General features: G+C 64.5%; 22 protein-coding genes. 14 read left to right on the top strand and 8 right to left on the bottom strand.

The window, feature by feature from the left end; translation table 11 throughout:
* The first annotated feature begins 27 nt into the window (after nucleotides 1-27).
* Nucleotides 28-2,001, top strand: coding sequence for a YadA-like family protein (locus tag AB1K63_RS05460; RefSeq protein ID WP_366958940.1), 1,974 nt, complete (start codon nucleotides 28-30; stop codon nucleotides 1,999-2,001).
* 180 nt (nucleotides 2,002-2,181) lie between these two features.
* Nucleotides 2,182-2,577, top strand: a complete 396-nt coding sequence (locus AB1K63_RS05455) for a hypothetical protein (RefSeq protein WP_366958939.1) — start codon at nucleotides 2,182-2,184, stop codon at nucleotides 2,575-2,577.
* Nucleotides 2,578-2,584: 7 nt separating this feature from the next.
* Here AB1K63_RS05455 and AB1K63_RS05450 read toward each other — a convergent pair whose 3' ends face one another.
* Nucleotides 2,585-3,979: a protein adenylyltransferase SelO family protein gene (locus AB1K63_RS05450; protein ID WP_366958938.1), complete on the bottom strand. Its 1,395-nt coding sequence runs from the start codon at nucleotides 3,977-3,979 to the stop codon at nucleotides 2,585-2,587.
* Between the two features lie 80 nt (nucleotides 3,980-4,059).
* Between AB1K63_RS05450 and AB1K63_RS05445 the strand changes: the two genes are divergently transcribed.
* The 5 genes from AB1K63_RS05445 to AB1K63_RS05425 all read left to right on the top strand — a co-directional run bounded on the left by AB1K63_RS05445 (nucleotide 4,060) and on the right by AB1K63_RS05425 (nucleotide 9,819).
* Nucleotides 4,060-4,920, top strand: a complete 861-nt coding sequence (locus AB1K63_RS05445) for an alpha/beta hydrolase (protein ID WP_366958937.1) — start codon at nucleotides 4,060-4,062, stop codon at nucleotides 4,918-4,920.
* Complete coding sequence (locus AB1K63_RS05440) at nucleotides 4,917-6,062, top strand: glycosyltransferase (RefSeq protein ID WP_366958936.1); 1,146 nt, start codon at nucleotides 4,917-4,919, stop codon at nucleotides 6,060-6,062. Before AB1K63_RS05445 ends, AB1K63_RS05440 begins: the two co-directional genes overlap by 4 nt.
* A 130-nt stretch (nucleotides 6,063-6,192) precedes the next feature.
* Nucleotides 6,193-6,993: a tetratricopeptide repeat protein gene (locus AB1K63_RS05435; protein ID WP_366958935.1), complete on the top strand. Its 801-nt coding sequence runs from the start codon at nucleotides 6,193-6,195 to the stop codon at nucleotides 6,991-6,993.
* An 11-nt stretch (nucleotides 6,994-7,004) separates the two neighbouring features.
* Nucleotides 7,005-8,339 (top strand): PQQ-binding-like beta-propeller repeat protein, encoded by a 1,335-nt coding sequence (locus tag AB1K63_RS05430; RefSeq protein WP_366958934.1) that lies wholly within the window; start codon nucleotides 7,005-7,007, stop codon nucleotides 8,337-8,339.
* Between the two features lie 94 nt (nucleotides 8,340-8,433).
* Complete coding sequence (locus tag AB1K63_RS05425; RefSeq protein ID WP_366958933.1) at nucleotides 8,434-9,819, top strand: isoprenylcysteine carboxylmethyltransferase family protein; 1,386 nt, start codon at nucleotides 8,434-8,436, stop codon at nucleotides 9,817-9,819.
* Nucleotides 9,820-9,832: 13 nt separating this feature from the next.
* Here AB1K63_RS05425 and AB1K63_RS05420 read toward each other — a convergent pair whose 3' ends face one another.
* Nucleotides 9,833-11,206 (bottom strand): glutamate--cysteine ligase, encoded by a 1,374-nt coding sequence (locus AB1K63_RS05420; protein ID WP_366958932.1) that lies wholly within the window; start codon nucleotides 11,204-11,206, stop codon nucleotides 9,833-9,835.
* Between the two features lie 41 nt (nucleotides 11,207-11,247).
* The gene (locus tag AB1K63_RS05415; protein WP_366958930.1) at nucleotides 11,248-12,003 is read right to left on the bottom strand and encodes a 16S rRNA (uracil(1498)-N(3))-methyltransferase; all 756 of its coding nucleotides are present in this window, start codon (nucleotides 12,001-12,003) and stop codon (nucleotides 11,248-11,250) included.
* A 39-nt stretch (nucleotides 12,004-12,042) separates the two neighbouring features.
* On the opposite strand from AB1K63_RS05415, the gene ubiA reads away from it, so the two are divergent.
* The 5 genes from ubiA to AB1K63_RS05390 all read left to right on the top strand — a co-directional run bounded on the left by ubiA (nucleotide 12,043) and on the right by AB1K63_RS05390 (nucleotide 17,051).
* Nucleotides 12,043-12,951 carry a 4-hydroxybenzoate octaprenyltransferase gene (ubiA, locus tag AB1K63_RS05410; protein ID WP_366958929.1) on the top strand — a complete coding sequence of 303 codons (909 nt, stop codon included), beginning with the start codon at nucleotides 12,043-12,045 and terminating at the stop codon, nucleotides 12,949-12,951.
* A gap of 71 nt (nucleotides 12,952-13,022) precedes the next feature.
* Nucleotides 13,023-13,550: a histidine phosphatase family protein gene (locus AB1K63_RS05405; protein ID WP_366958928.1), complete on the top strand. Its 528-nt coding sequence runs from the start codon at nucleotides 13,023-13,025 to the stop codon at nucleotides 13,548-13,550.
* A 71-nt stretch (nucleotides 13,551-13,621) separates the two neighbouring features.
* Complete coding sequence (locus AB1K63_RS05400) at nucleotides 13,622-14,119, top strand: NINE protein (RefSeq protein WP_366958927.1); 498 nt, start codon at nucleotides 13,622-13,624, stop codon at nucleotides 14,117-14,119.
* Nucleotides 14,120-14,193: 74 nt separating this feature from the next.
* Complete coding sequence (locus AB1K63_RS05395) at nucleotides 14,194-15,816, top strand: lysine--tRNA ligase (protein WP_366958926.1); 1,623 nt, start codon at nucleotides 14,194-14,196, stop codon at nucleotides 15,814-15,816.
* A 122-nt stretch (nucleotides 15,817-15,938) separates the two neighbouring features.
* A complete protein-coding gene (locus AB1K63_RS05390; protein ID WP_366958925.1) occupies nucleotides 15,939-17,051 on the top strand; it encodes a PAS domain-containing protein in 1,113 nt (370 codons plus the stop codon).
* Nucleotides 17,052-17,078: 27 nt separating this feature from the next.
* Here AB1K63_RS05390 and AB1K63_RS05385 read toward each other — a convergent pair whose 3' ends face one another.
* The gene (locus AB1K63_RS05385) at nucleotides 17,079-17,747 is read right to left on the bottom strand and encodes a 2OG-Fe(II) oxygenase (RefSeq protein ID WP_366958924.1); all 669 of its coding nucleotides are present in this window, start codon (nucleotides 17,745-17,747) and stop codon (nucleotides 17,079-17,081) included.
* Between the two features lie 156 nt (nucleotides 17,748-17,903).
* On the bottom strand, nucleotides 17,904-18,914 hold the full coding sequence (locus AB1K63_RS05380) for an RcnB family protein (protein ID WP_366958923.1): 1,011 nt from the start codon (nucleotides 18,912-18,914) through the stop codon (nucleotides 17,904-17,906).
* Nucleotides 18,915-19,086: 172 nt separating this feature from the next.
* Here AB1K63_RS05380 and AB1K63_RS05375 point away from each other — a divergent pair, with 172 nt between their 5' ends.
* Nucleotides 19,087-19,674 carry a flavin-binding protein gene (locus AB1K63_RS05375; protein WP_366958922.1) on the top strand — a complete coding sequence of 196 codons (588 nt, stop codon included), beginning with the start codon at nucleotides 19,087-19,089 and terminating at the stop codon, nucleotides 19,672-19,674.
* Between the two features lie 50 nt (nucleotides 19,675-19,724).
* On the opposite strand, the gene AB1K63_RS05370 is transcribed toward AB1K63_RS05375, so the two are convergent.
* The 3 genes from AB1K63_RS05370 to AB1K63_RS05360 form a co-directional block, all read right to left on the bottom strand.
* Nucleotides 19,725-19,991, bottom strand: a complete 267-nt coding sequence (locus AB1K63_RS05370; RefSeq protein WP_366958921.1) for an acylphosphatase — start codon at nucleotides 19,989-19,991, stop codon at nucleotides 19,725-19,727.
* A gap of 81 nt (nucleotides 19,992-20,072) precedes the next feature.
* The gene (locus tag AB1K63_RS05365; protein ID WP_366958920.1) at nucleotides 20,073-20,510 is read right to left on the bottom strand and encodes an FKBP-type peptidyl-prolyl cis-trans isomerase; all 438 of its coding nucleotides are present in this window, start codon (nucleotides 20,508-20,510) and stop codon (nucleotides 20,073-20,075) included.
* A gap of 153 nt (nucleotides 20,511-20,663) precedes the next feature.
* Nucleotides 20,664-21,167 (bottom strand): hypothetical protein, encoded by a 504-nt coding sequence (locus AB1K63_RS05360; RefSeq protein WP_366958919.1) that lies wholly within the window; start codon nucleotides 21,165-21,167, stop codon nucleotides 20,664-20,666.
* Nucleotides 21,168-21,560: 393 nt separating this feature from the next.
* Between AB1K63_RS05360 and AB1K63_RS05355 the strand changes: the two genes are divergently transcribed.
* On the top strand, nucleotides 21,561-22,919 hold the full coding sequence (locus AB1K63_RS05355; RefSeq protein ID WP_366958918.1) for a hypothetical protein: 1,359 nt from the start codon (nucleotides 21,561-21,563) through the stop codon (nucleotides 22,917-22,919).
* Nucleotides 22,920-23,021 lie beyond the last annotated feature (102 nt).

Genomic DNA, 23,021 nt, shown 5'->3' with positions numbered 1-23,021 from the left:
CGTAAGGTACTAAAAGGTGACTCAGATATGAAATTCGATCTTTCCAAGATGGCCGCGATGTGCGGTTCTGCTTCGGCGCTCGCCATTGCAAGTCTCGCCCTGGCACCGGCTCCTGCCATGGCAGAAGAGTGTCTTCTCGATACCAACGACAACGGCGTGGCCGATGCCGGCGACACCGATGGCGGTGCCGATGGTTCTGGCACCAACGCGACCGCTTGCGGAGAGGGCGCCGTGGCATCTTCGACAAACGCAACGGCCGTGGGTGAGCGCAGCCAAGCGACCGCTGTCAATACCACTGCAACTGGTGTGAACGCACAGGCCACTGCCACGGGCGCGACGGCCAACGGTGTTACCGCCCGAGCTCGGGGGGAAAATTCGACTGCCGTCGGTGGTGGTTCGCTCGCAAGCAGCCTCAACTCGACGGCGATTGGATCCGATGCTCTCGCAACAAACGTTCGCACAACGGCCGTGGGAGCGGAGTCTGTCGCATCTGGCCCCGGAGCAACCGCTGTCGGCGACCAAGCAATTGCGACAGCTCAAAGCAGCACCGCTTTGGGTCGGCTTAATCAAGCGACGGGTTTCGGATCGACCGCCGTTGGGGTTAATTCTCGTGCCACCGCGCGCGATGCGCTAGCAGTCGGCGCTTTTGCACGTGCTCAAGCGGATTGGTCGGTTTCACTTGGTTCCGCATCGAATGCAGTCGGTACCTCCAGCATTGCCATCGGAAGGCGTTCGCTCGCTGACGGCGTCGATGCCATCGCCATTGGCGGTGACGACGCTGGGACAGGCGCTCGGGCAATCGGCAACAGCACCACGGCCGTCGGCGGCGAGGCTCTTGCGACCGGTCCGGGGGCAACGACGTATGGCTGGCAGTCCGTTGCCGGTGCGGAGCGCGCAACTGCGCTCGGTCATCTTGCTACCGCCCAAGGCGTCCGCTCACTTGCCGTAGGTGAGAACGCGGATGCGCAGACCGATTTCTCTACCGCGATCGGTAACGAATCGATCGCGAATGGTGTCGATGCCCTCGCCATCGGTGACACGTCTTTTGCCAACGGCACTTCGACGACAGCAGTCGGCGGCGAATCCGTCGCCAACGGCACGGCCGCTACGGCTTTCGGCTGGCAGTCGAATGCCTCGGCGGAACGGGCGCATGCTATCGGTCACCTCGCTTCGGCATCGGGCGTTCGCTCGCTCTCCGTGGGTGAGGCGGCCAATGCCAGTGGCGTCCAGGCTATCGCGCTCGGCAACCAGACTGCTGCATCGGGCGACTTCGCCGTGGCGATCGGCGGTGACGTCGATGGTGATGGAACCGGCGCCAACGCAACCGCACTCGGCGCTGTCGCTCTCGGTTGGGATGCAAGTGCGACCGGTGCTTCTTCGGTCGCGCTGGGTGGCAATACCTCGGCGACGGGCGAAAATGCCATCGCCATGGGTACGGGTGCTTCGGCGACCGGTGCCAACTCGGTCGCGATCGGCGCCGGTGCAACCGCAGCGAATGACGGCCAGGTCGTCATCGCGGGCCTCGACACCAGCACTGCCAGCCAGACCGGTCCGATCCAGTTCGTTACCTCCGACGCCAACGGAACGCTCGGCCTCGTCGCTGGCGCTTCCGCTGCCGATCTTGGCGCCACGAATGCGGCGGTTGCTGCCAATACGGCTGCTATCGGTACGAACACTGCGAGCATCGCGGCGCTTCAGACGCTGACCTCGAACCAGACCGGCCAGATCAACCAGCTGTTCGGTGAAACCGCCGCCAACCGTTCTGCGATCGAGCGTGCGAACGAAGGTGTCGCCATGGCTCTGGCCATGGAATCGCCGATGCTTCCGAACGGTACCAACTTCGCAATCTCGGGTGGCGTGGGCTACTTCGAGGACCGTGGTGCAGGCACGGTCGCGCTCTCCGCGCGGGTCGGACAGAACGCGGCGTTCTCGGCAGGTGTCGGTGTCGGCTTCGACAGCGGCGAAGTCGGCGCACGCGGCGGCTTCCAAGTCGCCTGGTAACGCGCTACACGATCGAGCATGATTTTGACGTATCGATCGAAGAAGATGCCGGGGCTTCGTGCCCCGGCATTTTTCGTTTGCCTCCTCGGCAGTTCTGCTCTTGCGCTGGGGACTGCGCCGGCTGCCATGGCTCAAGTGCAGGCCTCGCAAGCCGAGCCGCAGGTGCAGCCTCCCCCGTCGATGAGGCCGACACCGGGGCAGCTCGAGCTATCCAAGATGATCTGGTCGACGATGGCGGCCATCGATCACGCCAATCGATCCGGCAACTACTCGGTCCTGCGCGATATTTCCGCGCAAGGGTTCCAGATCAATTTCAACGCTGCCCGGCTCTCGGAGATCTTCGCAGGTATCCGGCGGCAGCGCATCGATCTTGCCAGTTCGCTGCTGGTCCCGCCGACCTATACCGAGGCACCGCAGCAGATTCGCGAGGATCTGTTCCGGGTGCAGGGCATGTTCCTGATGCGGCCGATCTCGATCGGGTTCGACATGTATTTCCAGTGGGAGCAGGGGCAGTGGAAACTATCCGGCGTCGACATCGCGCCGCTACAGATGGAACAGCAGCCGACAGGTCAGTGAACCGAGGCTAATGTCCCGCCGGTGTCGGCGGGGTCCCATGCGCTTCGCCGACCCGCCGCAACCTCTCGATCTTGCTCCATAGCGGGGTCCAGTCGTCGTCCTCGGCGATCGGGGTCCAGATGGCCTCCACTTCGTCGATCAGCATCGACTGCGGTTCGGCCTCGCGCCAGTATGGGTGATCGTCTTCGGTCACCGTGTAGGGGCGGAGGGCCTCTGCGAGTTCGCCGCTGGCGTTCCGTCCGCCGCGGTGCGTGTGGAAGAAGCGGTCCGGGGCGACGCCTGATTCCTGCAGGACCCTCTCGCAGGTTGCGACCAGCCTCGTATCGCGATCGTCGCCGCGCGGTTCCACCCCCAGGCGCCAGCACCAGCGTTTTGCCAGAAACCGTTCGTAAAGCGGCCCGAATCGTTCGAGCGCGGCGACCAATGGCTCCGATGGGCACAATGTGCGCAGCGCGATCGCCAGCTGGGCGCAGTTCCAGTGCAGCGCCTCGGGTTGCCGGCCGAAGGCATAAAGACCAGAATGGTCGAAATAGGCGGCCGTGAAGGACGCATCCCAGCGCGGGAGGAAGCGCCATGGCCCGTAATCGAAGCTCTCGCCGGTGACGTTCATGTTGTCGGTGTTGAGGACGCCGTGGACGAAGCCGGCCACCATGTAGCTCGCGGCGAGGTCGGCGAGGCGTTCGACGACCTGGTTCATGAGGATCGCCGCCGGATGGTCGGCTCCGGGGCCATCGAAGGCGTTTTCGGGGCCGGGAAACCGGGCGAGGCAGTACTCCACAAGCTGTTCCATCGCCGCGCGCTCTTCGAGCAAAGCGAGCCGCTGGAACGTGCCGATGCGGATGTGGCCATGGCTCAGCCGTGTCAGGACGGCCGAGCGGGTGGGCGAAGGCTCGTCCCCGCGCCAGAGTTCCTCCCCGGTCTCGACGATCGAGAACGTTCGCGAGGTGTAGACGCCCAGCGCTTCGAGCATTTCTGTGGCCAGCACCTCCCGGACGGCGCCCTTAAGCGTCAGCCGGCCGTCTCCCTGACGACTCCACGGAGTCTGGCCCGATCCCTTCGTTCCGAGGTCCAGCAGGCGCTGCCGGTCGTCACGCAATTGCGCGTGAAGAAACCCCCGCCCGTCGCCCAGCTCGTGGTTGTAAACGCGGAACTGGTGCCCGTGATATCGCAGGGCGAGGGGTCTCGGCAGGTTTTCGGGCAGCGGATCGAACCGGCCGAAATGCGCCACCCACTGCCCGTCGTCCAGCCCGACCAGCCCTACCGTCCGTGCTGCCCGGTCATTGCGAAAGCGCAGGATCGTTTCCGGAAAATCTGCCGGGGAAACCGGGTCCGCCAGCCAGTCCGCAAGCGGCAGTATGGCGGGATCAGGTCGGTAATCAGGCAGGCTTTCGGGGTCGGTCATGATCGTCAACGTGGTCCGAGGATGCCGGCTTCGCAACGGTTTCCCTTGCCATCCGGTGCGATTCTGGGGACAGGCACGCCATGGCGAGCGAATACACCGATGCCTCCTGGACCAGCGAAGACGGTCTCAAACTGCACTATCGCGACTATGCCGGCGATGCCGGGCAATTGCCGGTCTGCTGCTTCCACGGACTGACCCGCAATGCGCGCGACTTTTCGGATCTGGCCGCCCACATCGCCCCGTCGCGCAGGGTCATCGTGCCCGAAATGCGGGGCCGCGCGGACAGCGACTATGCGCCTGATCCTGCCACCTACAATCCGGTGCAGTATGTGCGCGACGTTCTCGACCTGCTGGAACGGGAATCGATCGACCGCTTCGTCGCGATCGGAACTTCGCTCGGCGGCCTTATGACGATGATGCTTGCCCATGGCGAGCCGGGCCGGATCGAGGGTGCGGTCCTGAACGATATCGGTCCCGACATCAGCGCGGACGGGATCGCGAAGATCCGCAGCTATGTCGGGCAGGGGCGCAGTTTCCCGACCTGGCTGCACGCGGCCCGTTCGCTGGAGGACGTCCACGGCGATGCCCATCCGGGTTTCGAGCTGGAAGACTGGCTGGAAATGGCCAAGCGCGGCATGACCGTGCAGCAGAACGGGCGGATCGGTTTCGATTACGACATGAAGATCGCCGAGCCCTTTTCGCAGGAGGACGGGGCCGCCCCGGCGGACCTGTGGCCCGCGCTGGATGCCCTTTCGGGCATTCCAGTGCTGATCGTGCGCGGGGACAGCTCGAACATCCTTTCGCCCGAAACGCTTGAACGCATGGTCGAGCGCCTGCCGCAGGCGAGGACGGTCACCATCGCCAATACCGGGCACGCACCCCTGCTGAGCGAACCGCCGGCGCTGGCGGCCATCGACGAGCTGCTCGGTTCGGTCCCATGACGAAGCGCAAGAAAGCCCGAAGGATAGAGACCGTTCGCTTCCTGCACCTCCATTCGACCTTCGCGGCGGGCGGCAAGGAACTGCGCTGCGTCCAGCTGATCAATGCGTTCGGGCCCAACGTCCACCACGATATCGTGAGCGAGAACCGGGCCGAAACCGGCGCCATGCAGCAGATCGCACCGTTCAACACGGCCACGATCGTGAAGGATTTTCCCTCGCTCGTCGGCAAGCCCCTGCCGGGTCGGCTGGCGAAGATCGCGATGGCCATGCGCGGTTACGATCTCGTCCTGACCTACAACTGGGGGGCGATGGACGCGGTGATGGCGCACACGGTCATGGGCCAGAAGCTCGGCCTCCCGCCGCTGATCCACCACGAGGACGGCTTCAACGAGGACGAGCGGACCAGGATCAAGTGGTCGCGCAACATGTTCCGCAAGATCGCCCTGGGGCGCACGTCCAAGCTGGTCGTCCCGTCGGAACGGCTGGAAGCGATCGCGCTGGAAAAATGGGACCAGCCCATCGGCCGGGTCATGCGGATACCCAACGGCATCGAGCTGAAAGGATATGCGCGCACGCCGGAACCCGATGCCATCCCCGGTCTGGAAAAACGCGAGACCGATCGGTGGGTGGGGACCCTGGCGGGATTGCGCCCGGTCAAGAACCTGCCGCGGCTCGTCGCGGCCTTTGCCGCGCTGCCGGAAGACTGGCAGCTCGTCATCGTGGGCGAGGGCACGGAGCGGCGCGCGATCGAAAAGGCGGCCGAGCAGCACGGTGTCACCTCGCGGGTCCACCTGACGGGCTTCGTTCCCTATCCTGCCCAGTATGTCGGCCTGTTCGATATCTTCGCCCTGTCGTCCGACAGCGAACAGATGCCGGTGTCCGTGATCGAGGCGATGGCCGCAGGGCTGCCGGTCGCGGCGACCGATGTGGGCGACATCGCGGACATGGTTTCGGACGAGAACCGCCCGCTGATCGGCGATCCGGAGGCGGCATTGCGCACGCTGGCGGACGATGCGGAATTGCGGTCACGGATCGGGTCCGCCAACCGCGCGGCGGCGGAGAAGCGGTTCGATGCCAAACGGATGGTCGACGCCTACAGGCGCCTCTACCTGAGCGCGATGCAGCGCGAAAGCATGCCCTGACAGCTGCGCGGCCGGCTTCATATGCCATTCACCGGGACGGGGACAGTCTGATGATCGTGAATTGCATCGCGACCCGTATCGTCTAAAGACGCGATCTTCCTGTCCAACACAAGACGAGAGCGTTCCACGCGTGGCCCGCAAACCCGACGCACAGTCCGAAATCACCAAGAAGCCTGCGAAAAACGCCGAGGGCGACGTGCTGATGCGCGAAGTCGACGAGGCTGTCCGCCAGGACAATTTCGCCAATTTCGCGAAGCGGTTCGGCGTTCCCATCCTGGCGCTGGTCGCAGTGGCGCTGCTGGCTTTCGGCGGATATCTCTGGTGGGATCGCCAGAACGAGGCCGCGGCGGAGGAGCAGTCCGAAACGTTGATCTCGGCGCTGGACCAGATCGAGGCGGGTAATCTCGAAACCGGGTCCGCGGCTCTCGACGGACTAGCCACCGAAGGCGAAGGCGGCGCCCGTGCCGCGGCCGCCATGCTGCAGGGCGGTATCGCGCTCGAACGCGGGGACAGCGCCACGGCCGCGGAACGCTTCGCAGCGGTTGCGGCCGACGAAGCGGCACCGCCCGCCATGCGCGATCTCGCGGTCATCCGCGAAGTCGCCGCGCGCTTCGACACCATGCAGCCGGCGGAAGTCATCCGCCGTCTCCAGCCGCTGGCTGTCGAGGACAATGCCTATTTCGGCAGCGCCGGCGAGCTTGTCGCCATCGCCTACCTCGAACAGGGTAAGCGACAGGAGGCGGGCGACCTGCTTTCACGGATCGCGCGCAACGAAGACGTGCCCGAAGGCCTGCGCGCCCGGACCCGCCAGCTGGCCGGTTTCCTGGGGGTCGATGCCATCGAGGATGTCGAGGAACTGCTGGAAGAACAGGCCGGACCCGCGCCGGCGGGTGCCGCACCCCCGCAACAGGCTCCGGCTTCAGAAAATTGAGGATTGATCGCATGATCTCACGTTCCAACCAGATCGGATGGCGCAAGGCGCTCGCGCTGGGCTCGGTCGCCGTGCTCGCCGCGTGTGGCGGGGGAACGAAAAAGGCTACGCCGACAGTCGGTGAGCGGACCCCGGTGCTGTCGCGTATCGAGACCGGTGCGGCTGTCGATCCGGCGCTGTCGGGCGTGTCGGTGATCGTACCGCCTGCGCAGGTCAACCAGAGCTGGGCGCAGCCCGGCGGGAATGCCGGGAAATCGACCGGCCATCTCGCGCTGGCGGATAACCCGACACAGGCCTGGACCGCGCAGATCGCGGGCGGCAGCAACAAGCGCCGCCTCGCCAACGCGCCGGTCGTCGCCGGGGGCCGGCTTTATGCCGTGGATACGGATGGCGTGGTCCATGCGTTCGACGAGCAGACCGGCGCGCGCGTCTGGCAATTCCAGATGCCGTCGGGCGACGGCAACGCCGCCACGCTGTTCGGGGGCGGTGTCAGCTTCGACAACGGGCGGGTTTACGCGACCAGCGGCGGCGGCGACGTCGTTGCGCTGGACGCGGCGACCGGCTCGCAGATCTGGACGGTAAAGCCGGCAGGGCCACTGCGCGGTGCGCCGACCCTGGCGTTCAATTCCGTCCTTGTCATGACGCAGGACAACCAGATCTACTCGCTGGGGGTCGCCGATGGCGCGATCCAGTGGCAGGAATCGGGCGCGGGCGCACAGGCCGGCGTGTTCGGCGTGGCGGCCCCGGCCGCGGGGCAGGGCACCGTCATCGCAGGGTACAGCTCGGGCGAACTTGCCGCCTACCGCTACGAAAACGGCCGCGTCCTGTGGTCGGATGCCCTCGCGCGCACGTCCATCTCCACCCGCGTCGGTTCGCTGACCGACATCGATGCCGATCCCATCGTCGACCAGGGCCGCGTCTTCGCGCTGGGCCAGGGCGGGCGCATGGCGGCGTACGAACTGGTGACCGGGCAGCGGCTTTGGGAACTCAACGTTGCGGGCATTTCGACGCCGACCATCGCGGGCGAATGGATTTTCGCGCTTACCGACGATGCGCGCCTGCTGGCGATCGCCCGTTCGACCGGCAAGATCCGCTGGATCTCGCAGCTCCAGCAGTTCCGCGACCAGGAAGACAAGAAGGGTCCGATCTTCTGGTCGGGTCCGGTGCTGGCGGGCAATTCGCTGTGGGTGGTGAGCACGCGCGGCGAGATCCACAAGGTCAGCCTCGGGGAAGGGTCTTCGGCCCTGTATCGCGATCTCGGCAAGCCCGTTTCGCTGGCGCCGGTCGTGGCCAACAACACCATGTATGTCCTCGACGACGAAGGCACGATCCACGCCTTCCGCTAGGCGGGTCCGCGCGCAATTGCGGACGGACGTAACCGCCCGTCCGGGGCGAACGGCGTTACCTGCCGCTTAACCCTTTGCGGGTAAGCGGCGGACGATGACCGCGCACAGCCTCGATCACACCGTCGAATTCGCAACGCGGCCGCCGCGGAGCGATGTGTCGCCGATGGTCGGGCTGGTCGGACTGGCAGGCCTTTTCGCCTGGATCCTGTTCTGCCGGAACTATGCCGGCTTCGCCGAGGCGTTTGACCTGCCCGGTCCGCGGGAGCCCCTGTCCGGTCCCTACGCGGCCCTCATGGCGCTCGTTTTCTCGGCCGGTCCGATGATCGCATGGTCGATGGTGGTCGAAAAGGTGCATCGCCGCCCGTCCACCGGTATCGACTGGGACAATCCGCGCCCCTTCGGGCAGGTGATCGGCACGTCGGCGGTAAAGGTCGTCGGCCTTTGGGCGACATTCGCCATCATCGCCGGGCTCTACATGCTCGGCCGGTGGTACTGGGACGGGCAATACCTGTTCTCGATGCAGGTGATCGGCGCCGCGGCCGTGCCGATCGTCCTGCTGACCGTGCCCTATGTCCTCTGGCTGGACCGCTACATGGTCGAACCCCGGGACCATTCCTGGCATTTCGGCGCGCTGCTCCTGCGAAGGGGCGGCTGGCACGTGGACGAGATCAAGAAGCACTGGCGGGCCTGGATCATCAAGGCGTTCTTCGCCGCATTCATGATCTCGATCCTGCCCGGCGGCTTCTACAACGTGGTCACAAGGGACCTCGCCGACATCGTGTCCGATCCGGTCCGGCTGGGCATGTCGGTCATCGAGTTGCTGTTCGTGATCGACGTGCAGATCGGCACCGTGGGCTATCTGGTGACCATGCGACCGCTGGACGCACAGATCCGCAGCGGCAACCCCTTCCTGAGCGGATGGCTGGCGGCCCTCATCTGCTACCCGCCGCTGGTCTACGCCTTCATGGGCGGGAGCGGCATGATCCATTACGAGGTGAACACGCCCGGCTGGGCCTACTGGATGGAGGGGCACACGGGCCTTCTCTACGGCTGGGCGGCGCTGCTGATCGCGCTGACGACCGTCTACGCCTGGGCGACGGTTGCGTTCGGCCTGCGGTTTTCCAACCTTACCTATCGCGGGGTCATCACCAACGGACCCTACCGCTTCACGCGGCATCCCGCCTACCTGTCCAAGAACCTGTTCTGGTGGTGCGCGACGCTGCCGTTCCTCGTCACTAGCGATTCCTTAACCGACATGGTGCGCAACACGGTGTTCCTCGCCGTTGTGAGCGGCATCTACTACTGGCGCGCGCGTACGGAAGAGGCGCACCTGCTGGCGGAAGACCCGAAATATCGCGAATACTACGCCTGGATGGAGCACAACGGCGTGATCACATCGGCCATGTCCCGGGGAAGAAAGCGGCTGGGTCGCCTGCTGTTCGGTACGGTAACGGATGGCCGGGCTACGCCCGCCGGGTAACCGATGCCGCAGGCTAGAACGAGTATTTGTAGACCCGGCTGATGTCGCCGTTCCACTCGCCGTGATACTTGTCGAGCAGGCGCTGGGCCGGGACCTTGCCGCTTTCGACGATCTCGTCGAGCGTTTCGAGGAAACCGGTCTCGTTGCTGCCGCCGCTGTCGAGCTGTCCGCGGGCCTTGAGTCCGTCCCGGGCAATGGCGAGGGCCTCGCGTCCGAGATCGCGCAGCGTGCCTTTCCCGCCCGGCAGTTCCGTCTGCAGCGCAAGGCGAGGCACCTCGTTGCGGAGCCGTTCGCGTTCCTCCATCGTCCAGTCCTTGACCAGGTCCCACGCGGCATCGAGCGCGCCCTGGTCATAGAGCAGACCGACCCAGAAGGCGGGCAGGGCGCAGATGCGGCTCCACGGCCCGCCATCGGCACCGCGCATTTCGAGGAAGCTCTTCAGCCGAACTTCCGGGAAGGCGGTTGAAAGGTGGTCCCACCAGTCGCTCTGCGTCGGACGTTCGCCAGGGAGGGCGGACAGCTTGCCGTCCAGGAAATCACGGAAGCTCAGCCCGGCCGCATCGATGTATTTCCCGTCGCGGAAGACGAAGTACATCGGCACGTCGAGCATGTAGTCGGCCCAGCGCTCGTATCCGAAGCCCTCTTCGAACACGAAGGGCAGCATGCCGGTGCGATGCGGGTCGGTATCGCTCCAGATATGGCTGCGATAGCTGAGAAAGCCGTTGGGCTTGCCCTCGGTGAACGGCGAATTGGCGAACAGGGCCGTCGCAAGCGGCTGCAGCGCGAGGCCGGTGCGGAACTTCTGCACCATGTCGGGCTCGCTCGAATAGTCGAGATTGACCTGGATGGTGCAGGTCCGCAGCATCATGTCGAGCCCGAGGCTGCCCACACGCGGCATGTGCCGCAGCATGATGTCGTAGCGGCCCTTCGGCATGATCGGCAGTTCGGCCCGCGACTTGTCCGGCCACATGCCGAGGCCGAGGAAGCCGACGCTGCACCGCTCGCCGACCTTCTTGACCTGCTCCAAGTGCCGTCCGGTCTCGTTGCAGGTCTGGTGCAGGTTCTCGAGCGGCGCACCAGAAAGCTCGAGCTGGCCTGCCGGTTCGAGGCTGACCGTGCCGTCCTCGCCGCGCATGGCGATGACCTTGCCGCCCTCTTCGACCGGCTCCCAGCCGAAGTCCTGCAAATTCAGGAGGATGTCGCGGATACCGTCGGGTTCGTCGTAACTCGGCGCGGCATGGTCCGACCGGCGGTAGACGAGCTTCTCGTGCTCCGTCCCGATCCGCCAGCGGTCCTTCGGCTTCTCGCCGCCGATCATCGGGGCGATCAGCTGGTCGCGCGATTCGATGACCGGATCATCGGCGGAGGAAGTGTCGCGCGTGCTCATTCCGGTCGCGATAGAAAACCGATCCGGGCGTGGAAAGGAATTTATTCTTCTCCGATCCAGTCGCCCGCTTCTGCCATCCAGACCGCCATTCCCGCGATTGCCGCCGTTTCGCCGCGCAGGATTCGCGGGCCCAGGCTGATGGCGACGGACGCCGGGTGGGCGCGGATCGCAGCGCGCTCCTCATCGTCGAAGCCGCCTTCGGGACCGACCAGGAGGGCCGCCGGACCCTCCGCATAGCAGAAGGCGTCGGCGGCCGGCTCGCCCCCGTCCTCGTCCGCGAAGAACAGGTGCCGTTCCTGCGGCCAGTCCCGCAGCATCGCATCCAGTTTCACGGGAGCATCAAGTTCGGGCAGGGCGGTCCTGGCGCATTGCTCCGCCGCTTCGGTCACGAGGGAAGACGCGCGATCGGCATTGAGCTTGTCCGCGACGCATCGCCGGGTGATCACCGGGCGGATTTTCCCGACGCCGAGCTCAGTCGCCTTTTCGAGGACGAGGTCGAACCGGTCTTTCTTGAGCAGGGCGGCACACAGCCAGAAATCGGGCACATCCTCCCGCTCGCGCAGGCGTTCGATGGCCTTCAGAGTCACGCGCCGCTTGTCGACCTGCGACACGGTCGTCGCCCATTCCCCGGTCGCATTGTCGCACAGGATCACCGTATCGCCTTCGCCGACCCGCATGACCCGGGCGAGATAGTGGGCCTGCGGCCCTTCGATCGCGAAGCTGCGACCCCCGGCGATGACGTCCTCGATGAAAAGGCGCGGTGCGCTCTTGGGCGGCCAGGCAGGTGTGGCGGGCATGGCCTTTGCGTTACGCTCCGGCCGGGTTAGGGCGCAAGCGTGACCGACACTATCGTCCCCGACACGGAGCATCGCGGCCTGGTGGCGCGATTGCCCCAAGTGCCCCGCGACCTGGCGCAGCTTGCCCGGTTCGACCGGCCGATCGGCTGGTGGCTCCTGTTCTGGCCGTGCGTCTGGGGCGTGTGGCTGACGGGCGCGGGCCTGCAGTGGCAATTGCTGCTCTGGTTCCTGCTGGGATCGGTGGCGATGCGCGGCGCGGGATGCGTCTACAACGATATCGTGGACCGCGATCTGGACCGGCAGGTCGCGCGGACCGCCGCGCGCCCCGTGGCCAGCGGCCGCATTTCCACGCGCCTCGCATGGGGATGGCTGTTCGTCCTGTGCGCGCTCGGCCTACTCGTCCTGCTCCAGCTGCGTACGGAGGCGCAACTGGTCGCGCTGGGCAGCCTGGCGCTCGTCGCGGCCTATCCCTTCATGAAGCGGATCACCTGGTGGCCGCAGGCATGGCTCGGCCTCGTCTTCACATGGGGCCTGCTGGTCGGATGGACGCAATTCCGGTGGGACAACTGGGACGCGGTCCTCGCGATGTATGCCGGGGCGGCGCTCTGGGTCATCGGATACGACACGATCTACGCCCTGCAGGATCGCGAGGACGATGCGCTGGTCGGAATCCGATCCAGCGCCCTGAGGCTCGGAAAACGGGTCCAATGGGGTGTCGCGGTTTTCTACGCCGGTGCGGCCCTGTGCTGGGCGCTGGCATTCTGGTTCCTGCGAGCCGACTGGCTGGCGATACTGGCGCTCTTTCCCGCGGCAGTCCATCTGGCATGGCAAACCGCCACACTCGATCCGGGCGATGCCGCAAATCCGCTAGCCCGATTTCGCAGCAATCGGTGGACGGGCGCGCTGGTCGCCATGGCGTGTTTCGTGGTCGGCAATGCCGGGGCGTGATCTCCGGCAGCGAAGCCGCTTGTCCCGCGCGGGTACGGCGGGCATGACGCTGGCATGACGAAAGGGTCTCAATGAAACGGATCGGCCTCCTGCGGCATGCGAAGTCCGATTGGGACGACACGGCTAAACGCGATTTCGATCGCGGTCTGAACGACCGCGGGCGTCGCGGGGCCAAGCTGATCGGCTCGCACATCAGGAAAGAGGGCGGTGCTTTCGACATGCTGCTGGCGAGCCCGGCCGAGCGTGTTCGCCAGACCCTTGCCAGCGCAGCTATCGGCCTGGACCCGGTTTGGGATGCGCGCCTGTACCTGGCGAGCCCGACGACGATCTGCGAGACGGTTGCCGAGTTTGCCGGCGATGCCGCCTCGGTACTGGTCGCCGGACACAATCCCGGCCTTCACGAAATGCTGATGCAACTGGTCCCGCCGCAGAACGAAAACGCGCTTTTCGACGAGGCGGCCACCAAGTTTCCGACCGCGACCTTCGCCGTGATCGAGTGCGATATCGAACGGTGGAAGGATATCGCCGACGCGAAGGGCACGCTGGTCCATTTCAGGCGCCCGCGCGACCTCGATCCCGCGCTCGGACCGGTCGATTGACCGGGGGTATCCGGGAACGCCTCCTTAACGCTTCCGCACGATAATGTCCGCCATCTGACCGGGGGGTTTCGATGAGCTTTGGACGCAAGGGACTGAACGGGGCGGCAGCCGCCATTCCCGCATCGCCGCAGGCAATTGAACGCGTGGTGGCACCGCCGCCCGAAGAGGCGAACGACCTTTCGCGCCTGCGCAACGAAACTTATCGTGAATACGTCTCGGCCCGCGCACTCGTCGGCGAGGATGCCGCTCGCGCTCGCTGGCAGGAACGCCAGTCGGACGAGGCAGCCTATCGCGGGGGACTGGGTCGGGCCGCACCAAACCCGAAATCGGTCGGTCTCGCCTATGTGCTGTGGTTTTTCCTGGGCGGCTTTTCGGTCCATCGCTTCTACCTCGGCAAGACCGAGTCGGCCCTGTACCAGCTGGGCCTGGGTCTGCTCGGCGGCGTTGCCATCCTGATGGAAGAGGTGATGGTGGGGTTCGCCATCCTTTGCCTGCGCGGCCTCTGGATACTGGTGGATGCGCTGCTGATCCCCGGCATGTGCGCGCAGGTGAACGAACGCGCGCTCTAGGCGCGGATCGCCGGGCCCGCCCGGTTCGCCTTCGCGCTTGCAACACCCCGCCGCTTGGGCGAGAGGCTGCCCGCATGAGCAACCAAGCCCTCACCGACGCTGCCCATTCTTCCAAAGCCTGGCCGTTCCAGGAAGCGCAGCGGTTGCTCAAACGCTATCCCGACGGGAAGCCGAATGGCGAACCGGTCCTGTTCGAAACCGGCTACGGCCCGAGCGGCCTGCCGCATATCGGCACCTTTCAGGAAGTCCTGCGCACCACGCTGGTCCGGCGCGCCTACGAAGCGCTCATCGGCGCACGGCCGGAAGACGGCAGGACGCGCCTGGTGGCTTTCAGCGACGACATGGACGGCCTGCGCAAGGTGCCGGACAACGTCCCCAATCCCGACCTTCTCAGGGCCAATCTCAACAAGCCGCTGAGCCGCATTCCCGACCCGTTCGATGCCGGCCATGCCAGCTTCGCGCATCACAACAATGCGCAGCTGCGTGATTTCCTCGACCGGTTCGGGTTCGATTACGAGTTCGTCGCCGCGAGCGAGCGGTACGGGTCCGGCGCATTCGACGATGGCCTGCGCAATGTCCTGCGCAATTTCGACGCCATACTCGACATCATGCTGCCGACCCTGCGGGAAGAGCGGCGCCAGACGTACTCACCCGTCATGCCGATTTCGGAAAAGTCGGGCGAAGTGCTACAGGTGCCGGTCGAGGTCGTCGATGCCGGGAACGGGATCATCCGTTTCGAGGACGACGGCGAGACGGTCGAGCAGTCGGCGCTGGGCGGCCGGGCGAAGTGCCAGTGGAAGGTCGACTGGGCGATGCGCTGGGTCGCGCTGGACGTCGATTACGAGATGTACGGCAAGGACCTGACCGACAGCGGCATCCAGTCCGGCAAGATCGCGCGCGTCCTGGGCGGTCGCAAGCCCGAAGGCCTGATCTACGAGATGTTCCTCGACGCCAAGGGTGAGAAGATTTCCAAGTCGAAGGGCAACGGCCTCTCGATCGAGGAATGGCTGCAATATGGCAGCGAGGAGAGCCTCGGCTTCTACATCTTCAACAATCCGAAGAGCGCGAAGCAATTGCACGCCGGGGTCATTCCCCGCGCCGTCGACGATTACTGGCAGTTCCGCGAGAGGCTCGCGGAGCAGGAGCTGGACAAGCAGCTGGGCAACCCGGTCTGGCACCTCGCGCGTGCTAACGGTGCGGGCGAGGGGACCGCAGCGCCGGGTGAGGGCGATACGCTTCCGGTCACGTACTCGCTATTGCTGAACCTCGTCGGGGTGCTCGGCACCGAAGCGACGCCGGAACGGCTCGAGGACTATTTGCGCACCTATCTGGGCAGCCTCGACGACCAGCCGGAACTGCACGAGCTGGTCCGGCTCGCGGTCGCCTACAACCGCGATTTCGTGGCACCGACCCTGAAGAAGCGTGCCCCGTCTCCGAGCGAAGCCGATGCCCTGCGCGCGCTGGACGCGAGGCTCGCGGAAATGGATGCCGGGACGAGCGCCGAAGATCTCCAGACCGCGGTCTACGAGATCGGGAAGCGCGAGGAGTTCGGCTTCGACAACCTGCGCGACTGGTTCCGGGCGCTGTACGAAACGCTGCTGGGCAGCGAGCAGGGTCCGCGCATGGGCAGTTTCATCGCGCTTTACGGAATCGACAACACCCGCACCCTCATCGCCGAGGCTCTTGCGCGAAGCTGACGACTATTTGCGCAAAACAGACGAACCGTGATGCTGCGACGAGTTGATTCCCGTCGCGGGATCGGTACAAACGGTTCGGTTCGAATGTTAAGTTTCCCCACTTGGACGAGGATGAGTTAGCCATGGGTCGCTCCACTGGCGGTGGGGACACGCCCACCAAGAGAGAACGCAGCTCGCAGGCCGGGAATGTCCCGATGCCGGCGGCCGTGCGCATAGAAGACCGGTTCGATGCAGCATCGCTGCGGATTGATCCGTCGCAGCTGTTCTTCGAAGCGAGCGAGCAGACGCGCATGGCCCTCTGCATCAGCGATCCGCACCAGGACGACACGCCGATCGTCTACTGCAACCAGGCATTCTGCGACCTGACGGGGTACGAGCGGCGCGAGATCCTGGGACGCAATTGCCGCTTCCTCCAAGGCGCGGAGACCGATCCGGCGGCAGTGGCGACCTTGCGCGAAGCGGTGGTCGAGGAAGCCTACCGGGTCACCGACATCCTCAACTACCGCAAGGACGGCACCAAGTTCTGGAACGCGGTCCATGTCGGCCCGGTCTACGACCGCGACGGCGCGCTGCAGTACTTCTACGGTTCACAGTGGGACATCACCGACCTCGTCAGCGAGCGCGAGAACGCCGCGCGGCAGGAACGGATCGCTCATGAGCTGCGTCATCGGACCGAGAACCTGTTTGCCGCGCTGACCGCTATCGTCCGCCTTTCGGCGCGCGATGCGACCAGCGTGGAAAGCGTGACCGAAAAGATTTCCCAGCGGATCGACGCGCTTTCGGCGGCCCACCGGGCTTCCCTGTCGCCGGAAGGCATGCAGAAGGAAGAGACCGATCTGAAGCACCTCGTGCAGGAAGTCATGAAGCCGTACCAGACCGACCGGCTGGACCGGATCAGCACGTCGGGTCAGTTCGTCAGCCTGCCGCGCAGGATGGTCACGCCGGTCGGCCTGACCCTGCACGAATTGGCGACGAACGCGCTCAAATACGGGGCGCTGAGCGTTCCCGAAGGCGAGGTGTCCATCGCTTGGACCAAGCAGGACGACGAGCTGAAGCTCCACTGGGAAGAGCGCAACGGCCCGCCGGTCGAAAACGGCGCAGGTTCGGACAGTCCCAAGGGGTCCGGCACCGGCAGTCGCCTGATCGACGGCGTCCTTGGCGGCATCGGCGGTTCGATCGACACCCGCTACGAACCGGAAGGCCTCTCCGCGGATATTACCGTCAAAGTCGAGTGACCGGCCGACCATCCCGCCAAAGGGCGGTCAGCTCCACTTGCGGGTGCGATACCACTTGGTGAGGACGTACTTCACCCCGCGCACCACGGGCGTCCCGGCATGCATCGTGTCGGGATTGGGGGAGCCGTCTTCCAGCGCGTTGTTCCAGGTCAGCAGTACGCCGCACTTGGGCTGGATCTTGATGCCGGCGTGAGTGAAGTGCGTGGCCCCGCCTTCCTCGACATTGTTGAGGAACGCCATGGCCGTCCAGCTGCGCTGCCCGCCGCGCTTGCGTTCGCCCTTCCAGTAGGGCTGGTCGGTATAGAACCAGTCGTTGTGCGGCTTGAATTGCTGGCCCGGCATGTATCGCTGGCCCTGGATATACTCGCCGTTTTCCTTCCGGATACCGAGCAGCTTGTCCATCCGGTCGCTGACCGTTCGCACCAGCGGATCGTTCGGGTTGTAATTGCCCGAATAGGACGTCCGGAAACCCGAATCGTAGTCCCGGTCGTAAAGGACGCTGGGCTGCGCCACGACATCGGTCATGTGGATCAGCTTCTGGCATTCCTCGACGCTGAGGAAGTCCGAGATCGCGTAGATTTCCACCTTGTCGTTGGGCACCCGGTGCACTCTGGGATTGTCCTCGAGCTTTTCTCGCACGGACTTGCCCACGCGGCGAAGGGCGTCCTGGTCGGGTATCACGGCTGTCTTCGTCATGGACCGGAGGATAGCACGGCGAAGCGCCGTCGCAACACGCGGAAGGGGCCGACCGAGCGGTATCCCTGCTAAAAAAGATTGCCCCCGGCCGGCACGCGGCCAACCGGGGGCATCGCCGATCCGCAAGGACCCCGTCTCGCTATCGGCGAGAAGCGATTACCAGAAGAAATCGTGGATCACGTCCACCACTTCGCCGGTATAGGTGTTCACCAGCAGAACGTCGTCATAGTAGCGGACCCAGCGATACGGGCCGTACACTTCGGGCAGGCGATACTGCCACGGATCGTTGATCCAGTAGCGGTTGCTGTAGAACAGGCTGCCAAGCGTGAAGCCGATGCTCAAGCGGCGGTAGCTGTAGTTGCGATAGGGCGAATAATAGCGACCGATGCGGAAGATGCCCCGATTGCTGTTGCGATAGCTGCGCCAGTTGTAGCGGCGATCATTGCGCCACTGGTTGCGGTTCCACTGGCGATAATCGCGGCGCGCCTCGCGGCGATCCCGGCGATATTCGCGGCGGTCCTGCCGGTAGTCGCGGCGTGCCTCGCGCCGGTCCTGACGATAGTCACGACGGTCCTGCGCACGCCGTGCGTCCCGATAGTCCTGGTTGCGCCACTGAGCCCTGCGATCGCCACGGTTCTCGATCCGATCAGCGCGCCGCTCGGAGCGCCTGTCGATCCGGTTCGCCCGGCGGTCGCCGCGGTTCTCGATGCGGTCGGCCCGCCGGTCGGTGCGCCGGTCGACGCGGTTCGCCCGGCGGTCGGCGCCGCGATCACGCAGATTGTCGGCACGGCGGTCGCCGCGACGTTCCACACGGTTCGCGCGCCGTTCGCTGCGATTGTCCGCGCGGTTGGCCCGGCGGTCTCCGCGGCGTTCCACCCGGTCCGCACGGCGTTCGTTACGCACTTGCGGCGCACGCTGGGCGCGTTGCGGGGCGACGGCTGCACGCTGGCGTCGGTTCTCGCGGGCCTGGCCGCGGTTGCCCCGTCGTTCCTGGCGGGCCTGGCGTCGCTGCTGCCGGTCCTGCGCGGCCACCGCTGCCGATGCGTCGGCGGTTGCAGTGGCGGTAACGGCCGCAGCGGCGGCAGCCTGTGACGGAAGCGCGATCAGGGCCATGGCCAGTGCCAGGCCCGACGCGCTTCCCGCGGTCAGTAATTCCTTGAAAGTCATTGCGGCTCTCCTTTGTCGATCGCCGCGCCCACCTTGCGGCCCCTAAGGCCTATGGGAAGTAGTTAAGGATGTGTGACCCGAAACTGAACTGGTTGATGCGGCTTCTGTTAAGGTTCGTATAGGCGAAGCTGAATGACTTGACGCTTAACGAAGGGCGGGGAAGGGGAGCGCAATGTACGCGACTCTCGACGAAATCCGGCAGGATGTGATGCGGCGGCTCGGCAATGCGGCGAACGATCGCCGGTCCGCGATGCACGCGCCGGTCGTTGCGACGACGGATGCGAGCGTGCGGGTCATGGTGCTGCGCGAGTTCAATTCCTCGGTATGGATGCTGCGCTTCCATACCGATTCGCGCGCGCCGAAAGCACGCTTCATCGGCACGGAAGGGGATCGGACGGGCGTGCTGTTCTACGACCGCAAGGCGAAGATCCAGATCCGCGCGCAGGGCATTGGGCGGGTCGAATGCGAGGGGGAGAGAGCGGACAGGGCGTGGGAGGAGGCGACGAATTTCGCGCGGCGGTGCTATCTGGGCGAAGGGCCGGGCGCCGTGTCGGAAGAGGCCACGTCGGGCTTGCCGGCCGAGTTCGAAGGGGTAGAGCCGACCGCGGAGCAGGTAGCGCCGGCGCGGCGGAATTTTGCGGTTCTGCTGGTCGCGCTGGACCACCTGGACTGGCTGTACCTCGCCCATGACGGGCATCGGCGGGCGCAGTTCGATCGGTCCGGGATGGGCGAATGGGAAGGCCGCTGGGTCGCGCCCTAGGCCTTAATCAGACCGCCCGCAGGTGTGCATCCGGGTGCGAATGAACCGCTTCATATGCGTTCGAACGACGCAAATCCGTCGGTTTGCGCTTCATTCTGGTCGATCCGCTCCACGCGCGCGCTGGGCGGTCCTTCGTGCATGGCCGCGATGAGCGTTTCGACCGCGTCCTCCTCGCCTTCCAGTCTCGCTTCGACCGTTCCGTCCTGCCGGTTGCGGACCCAGCCGGTGACGCCGCGATTGCGCGCGGCCGCGACCGTCCAGTCGCGGTAGAAGACGCCCTGGACCGTGCCGTGAACGATGAGGTGGCGCGAAGTCACTTGGGGAAAGAGTGTCCTGCAGAAAATAGGAGGGAAGGGGCCCGGCCGGATGTGCGGCCGGGCCCCTTCCGAACAACCGGGTCAGGCGGCCTGCCTGATGTCGCGCAGCGTGACGTCGAAGGTCAGGTCCTCGCCCGCGAGCGGGTGGTTGCCGTCGGCCTTCACCGACTGCTCGCCGACTTCGACGACATAGAGCGTCAGCGGCGAACCGTCCTGCTGCTGCGCCTGCAGCGCCATTCCGGGCTGCGGGGCGGGTTCGGGCGGCAGGTTCTGGCGGGGAATGTCGATGACCATTTCCTCGCGCCGCGGGCCGAAGGCGTTTTCCGCGTCGATCGCGACCTTCTCGTTATCGCCCGGCTCCATGCCGGTCAGGACCTGTTCGATCTGCGGGAAGATGCCGCCATCGCCCAGCGTGATTTCCTGCGGGCCGCTTTCGGCGGTGTTGCCGACGACGGTCCCGTCGGTGCGGCTTACGGTATAGTCGATGGTGACGGTGTCACCGTTCTTTGCTGTTGGCATGTGAATCCTTTTGGGATCGTGTTTTGCGGCACGGGGGGTGCCGCCGGGGGAATGCGTCGTGAATGCGAACGCCATGCCCCGGAGTCTCGCAACTCAGGCCGCTCTAGTCAAACGAAGCGGGAAAAAGGTGCGTCTGCCCGGTCGGCGCGCCGGTCAGATATCGTCCGTCGGCGTGATGCGGGCGATGACGTGGCGCAGGGTCAGGTAAGTGACGATGACTGTCGTGGCGAGCAGCGCGACCATCAGGACGCACGCCCCGAACAGGACATCGTACAGCGTGCTGTACCAGCCGTCGGGCAACGCCTCGAACTCCCCGACCGGGAACACGAAGGCGAGCAGCACGACCAGGCTCGTCAGCAGGGTGACGGTCGCCAGCGTGGAGATCAGCACCACGCGGCGGTATGTGTCATCATCGAAATCGGTGTCGGACCGGCGGATCATCCCGATGAGGGTCAGCATCAGGGCCAGCGTCGTGGCCGCGGCGGTCGCGATGGCCGAGCCGAGGTAGAGCCCGGCGCGCGAGAGCGCCTCCAGCAACTGGCGCGCCTCCGCCTCGCCATACACCGTCCCGATCGCGCTGCGCGCCCCGTACCCGATGGCTACAATCGCGATCGCGGTGGCCCAGGGCCACACCTTGTACTGCATTCCCCCTGTCATGCCCCCTCAATGCGGGGGGGGCGGGGAGGCTCCAAGATGGACATTTGTGGGGTGGGGCGGAAGGACGTCTGCTTGTATCTTGCAAGGTCTGGTGGCTGCCGGTCCGGTCTCGAGAGATCAAGAACTCACGTTGATCGTACGGGATTGGGGGGGGGGGCTGCAAACGGGGCGCTTTCAGAGACCGGTTTTGTGATCTGGATATGATTTTACGAGGCTCGGGGTTGGCCTAATTAATGATACCGAACCAATTTATTTCGACTCCGCCAAACGCGCCTATTGCACTCTTTAATCTCAATTTTACCTCCAGCGGCTCAAAATTATTGGGGAGTTCTCTTGCTAGCGATCTGTGTTCTCAAGTGACAGTTCAGCTCTTAGCGACCTTAAGGAAGATCAGTGGCCAGACTTGGTAGACTATTTCTGATCATCGCAGTGTGCGTAAACAGCGGCACCGCGCTCTCGGCTCAAGATGTTTATATCGAAAATGTCCGAGAGCCCCAGATTATTCTCCCAACAGGACTTCGACCATGGCAGGGGACCCCGCAGGAACTGAGCCGGATTAATCGGGTATCTGTTCCGGCTTCCTATAAGGAGCGGTGCGAGGCGGAGGAACTACCTTACACGACAATACATACGACCGTGACGACATACCGCTGTTTCCACGATCTAATGAATTGGCACTTCGACTTTGGCACGGAAGGCTCGGCGCAGGAGGCGTTGCGCTACATCGCAGAACGCATGACCTTCGAGTTCGACCTCTCATCGGGTGCTGCCCGGCGTTATATCGAATTGCTTCCGAGAGGGCTGGCCGAGGCTGAGGATTATCTTCACTCCAAGAACCTCACTTACGAGAAATTCATCGAAGAAAACCGCGTCATTGATGCCGAACTCTATCCGGCTATGGCTGAGCTATGGGTTTTGAGCCAAACTTTCTCCAAAACCAGCGACCTGGTCTCGTTCTACATAGACGCCGCAGACTGGCATCGCTCGCCCTCTCTGCTGGATGAGGCCACTCGTTGGTACGGCTACCTCCCGCCGCCCGAGCCGCCTCCGGCTGAGGAGAGCTTTTCAGGGCCAGAACGATTGTTGAGAAGAGTTGCTTACTTCCGGCAGGGTGAATTCTTGGGAGGTTCACTCGCAGTTGCAAGGGCAGCTACAAATCGGACAGAGGAGAGCATTCTTGCTGCGCATGAATGGAGTGCGCGCGCTTTCGATCCGGCATTTCAAGACCGGGAGCTTCGCGACTACAAGCTTCGATCGAGAGCTGAGCGATACCGATATCTTCGGTTCCGCGTTCAACTGCTTGCATCATTGCACAGTCTTGATGTCCGTCGGTACGAACAGGAGTATCTCGGCAACTATGATTTCGAGGATATGGAGAACCTTTTCCGTCGAGAAGATAGAAGCCCGAGAGACATGCGCTATCCGGACGATGGAGAAACAAGGCTATTCATCGAAGTGATTGTAGCAAACGGCGAAATAGCCGTAGAGAAAGCTAATTCTTGTAGTAATAAAGAATATTTTCTCGAGGACGAGCTCGGCATTCTTTTTAACGGCGGGCAAATTGTTCTACAGTCCCGTCAGCCAGCGCCTTACCGCCGTATCGCTGAGCTTTACCTAGACCTGTTCTCAACCCTCCAGAAATGTAAGGATGACCAGACGTTCGGGTATCTTACACTCGCTCACTACCATAACCAAGCACGCCAGTATCAGTACTTCCTCGATAACTACGATGAAATCGCACTTGGACGGTAGCCCTCGTGTCCGCTCTCACTACGGGACTTGGAGGCTCGAGAAGTCCGGGAAATATGACCACCCCGCGCAAAATCTCCGGTTTGCGCGAATGTCTACAGTCCG

It is taken from the genome of Qipengyuania sp. JC766 (genome assembly GCF_040717445.1).
Lineage (GTDB): Bacteria > Pseudomonadota > Alphaproteobacteria > Sphingomonadales > Sphingomonadaceae > JC766.
The sequence above is the reverse complement of the archived record's forward strand: the minus strand, read 5'-3'. Positions and strand labels throughout refer to the sequence as shown.

Excerpts from the sequence above, each read along its gene's own strand:
- AB1K63_RS05460 (WP_366958940.1), top strand. The coding sequence starts at position 28 with ATGAAATTCGATCTTTCCAAGATGGCCGCGATGTGCGGTTCTGCTTCG.
- AB1K63_RS05455 (WP_366958939.1), top strand. The coding sequence starts at position 2,182 with ATGAGGCCGACACCGGGGCAGCTCGAGCTATCCAAGATGATCTGGTCG.
- AB1K63_RS05450 (WP_366958938.1), bottom strand. The coding sequence starts at position 3,979 with ATGACCGACCCCGAAAGCCTGCCTGATTACCGACCTGATCCCGCCATA.
- AB1K63_RS05445 (WP_366958937.1), top strand. The coding sequence starts at position 4,060 with ATGGCGAGCGAATACACCGATGCCTCCTGGACCAGCGAAGACGGTCTC.
- AB1K63_RS05440 (WP_366958936.1), top strand. The coding sequence starts at position 4,917 with ATGACGAAGCGCAAGAAAGCCCGAAGGATAGAGACCGTTCGCTTCCTG.
- AB1K63_RS05430 (WP_366958934.1), top strand. The coding sequence starts at position 7,005 with ATGATCTCACGTTCCAACCAGATCGGATGGCGCAAGGCGCTCGCGCTG.
- AB1K63_RS05425 (WP_366958933.1), top strand. The coding sequence starts at position 8,434 with ATGACCGCGCACAGCCTCGATCACACCGTCGAATTCGCAACGCGGCCG.
- AB1K63_RS05420 (WP_366958932.1), bottom strand. The coding sequence starts at position 11,206 with ATGAGCACGCGCGACACTTCCTCCGCCGATGATCCGGTCATCGAATCG.
- AB1K63_RS05415 (WP_366958930.1), bottom strand. The coding sequence starts at position 12,003 with ATGCCCGCCACACCTGCCTGGCCGCCCAAGAGCGCACCGCGCCTTTTC.
- AB1K63_RS05405 (WP_366958928.1), top strand. The coding sequence starts at position 13,023 with ATGAAACGGATCGGCCTCCTGCGGCATGCGAAGTCCGATTGGGACGAC.
- AB1K63_RS05400 (WP_366958927.1), top strand. The coding sequence starts at position 13,622 with ATGAGCTTTGGACGCAAGGGACTGAACGGGGCGGCAGCCGCCATTCCC.
- AB1K63_RS05395 (WP_366958926.1), top strand. The coding sequence starts at position 14,194 with ATGAGCAACCAAGCCCTCACCGACGCTGCCCATTCTTCCAAAGCCTGG.
- AB1K63_RS05390 (WP_366958925.1), top strand. The coding sequence starts at position 15,939 with ATGGGTCGCTCCACTGGCGGTGGGGACACGCCCACCAAGAGAGAACGC.
- AB1K63_RS05385 (WP_366958924.1), bottom strand. The coding sequence starts at position 17,747 with ATGACGAAGACAGCCGTGATACCCGACCAGGACGCCCTTCGCCGCGTG.
- AB1K63_RS05380 (WP_366958923.1), bottom strand. The coding sequence starts at position 18,914 with ATGACTTTCAAGGAATTACTGACCGCGGGAAGCGCGTCGGGCCTGGCA.
- AB1K63_RS05375 (WP_366958922.1), top strand. The coding sequence starts at position 19,087 with ATGTACGCGACTCTCGACGAAATCCGGCAGGATGTGATGCGGCGGCTC.
- AB1K63_RS05365 (WP_366958920.1), bottom strand. The coding sequence starts at position 20,510 with ATGCCAACAGCAAAGAACGGTGACACCGTCACCATCGACTATACCGTA.
- AB1K63_RS05360 (WP_366958919.1), bottom strand. The coding sequence starts at position 21,167 with ATGACAGGGGGAATGCAGTACAAGGTGTGGCCCTGGGCCACCGCGATC.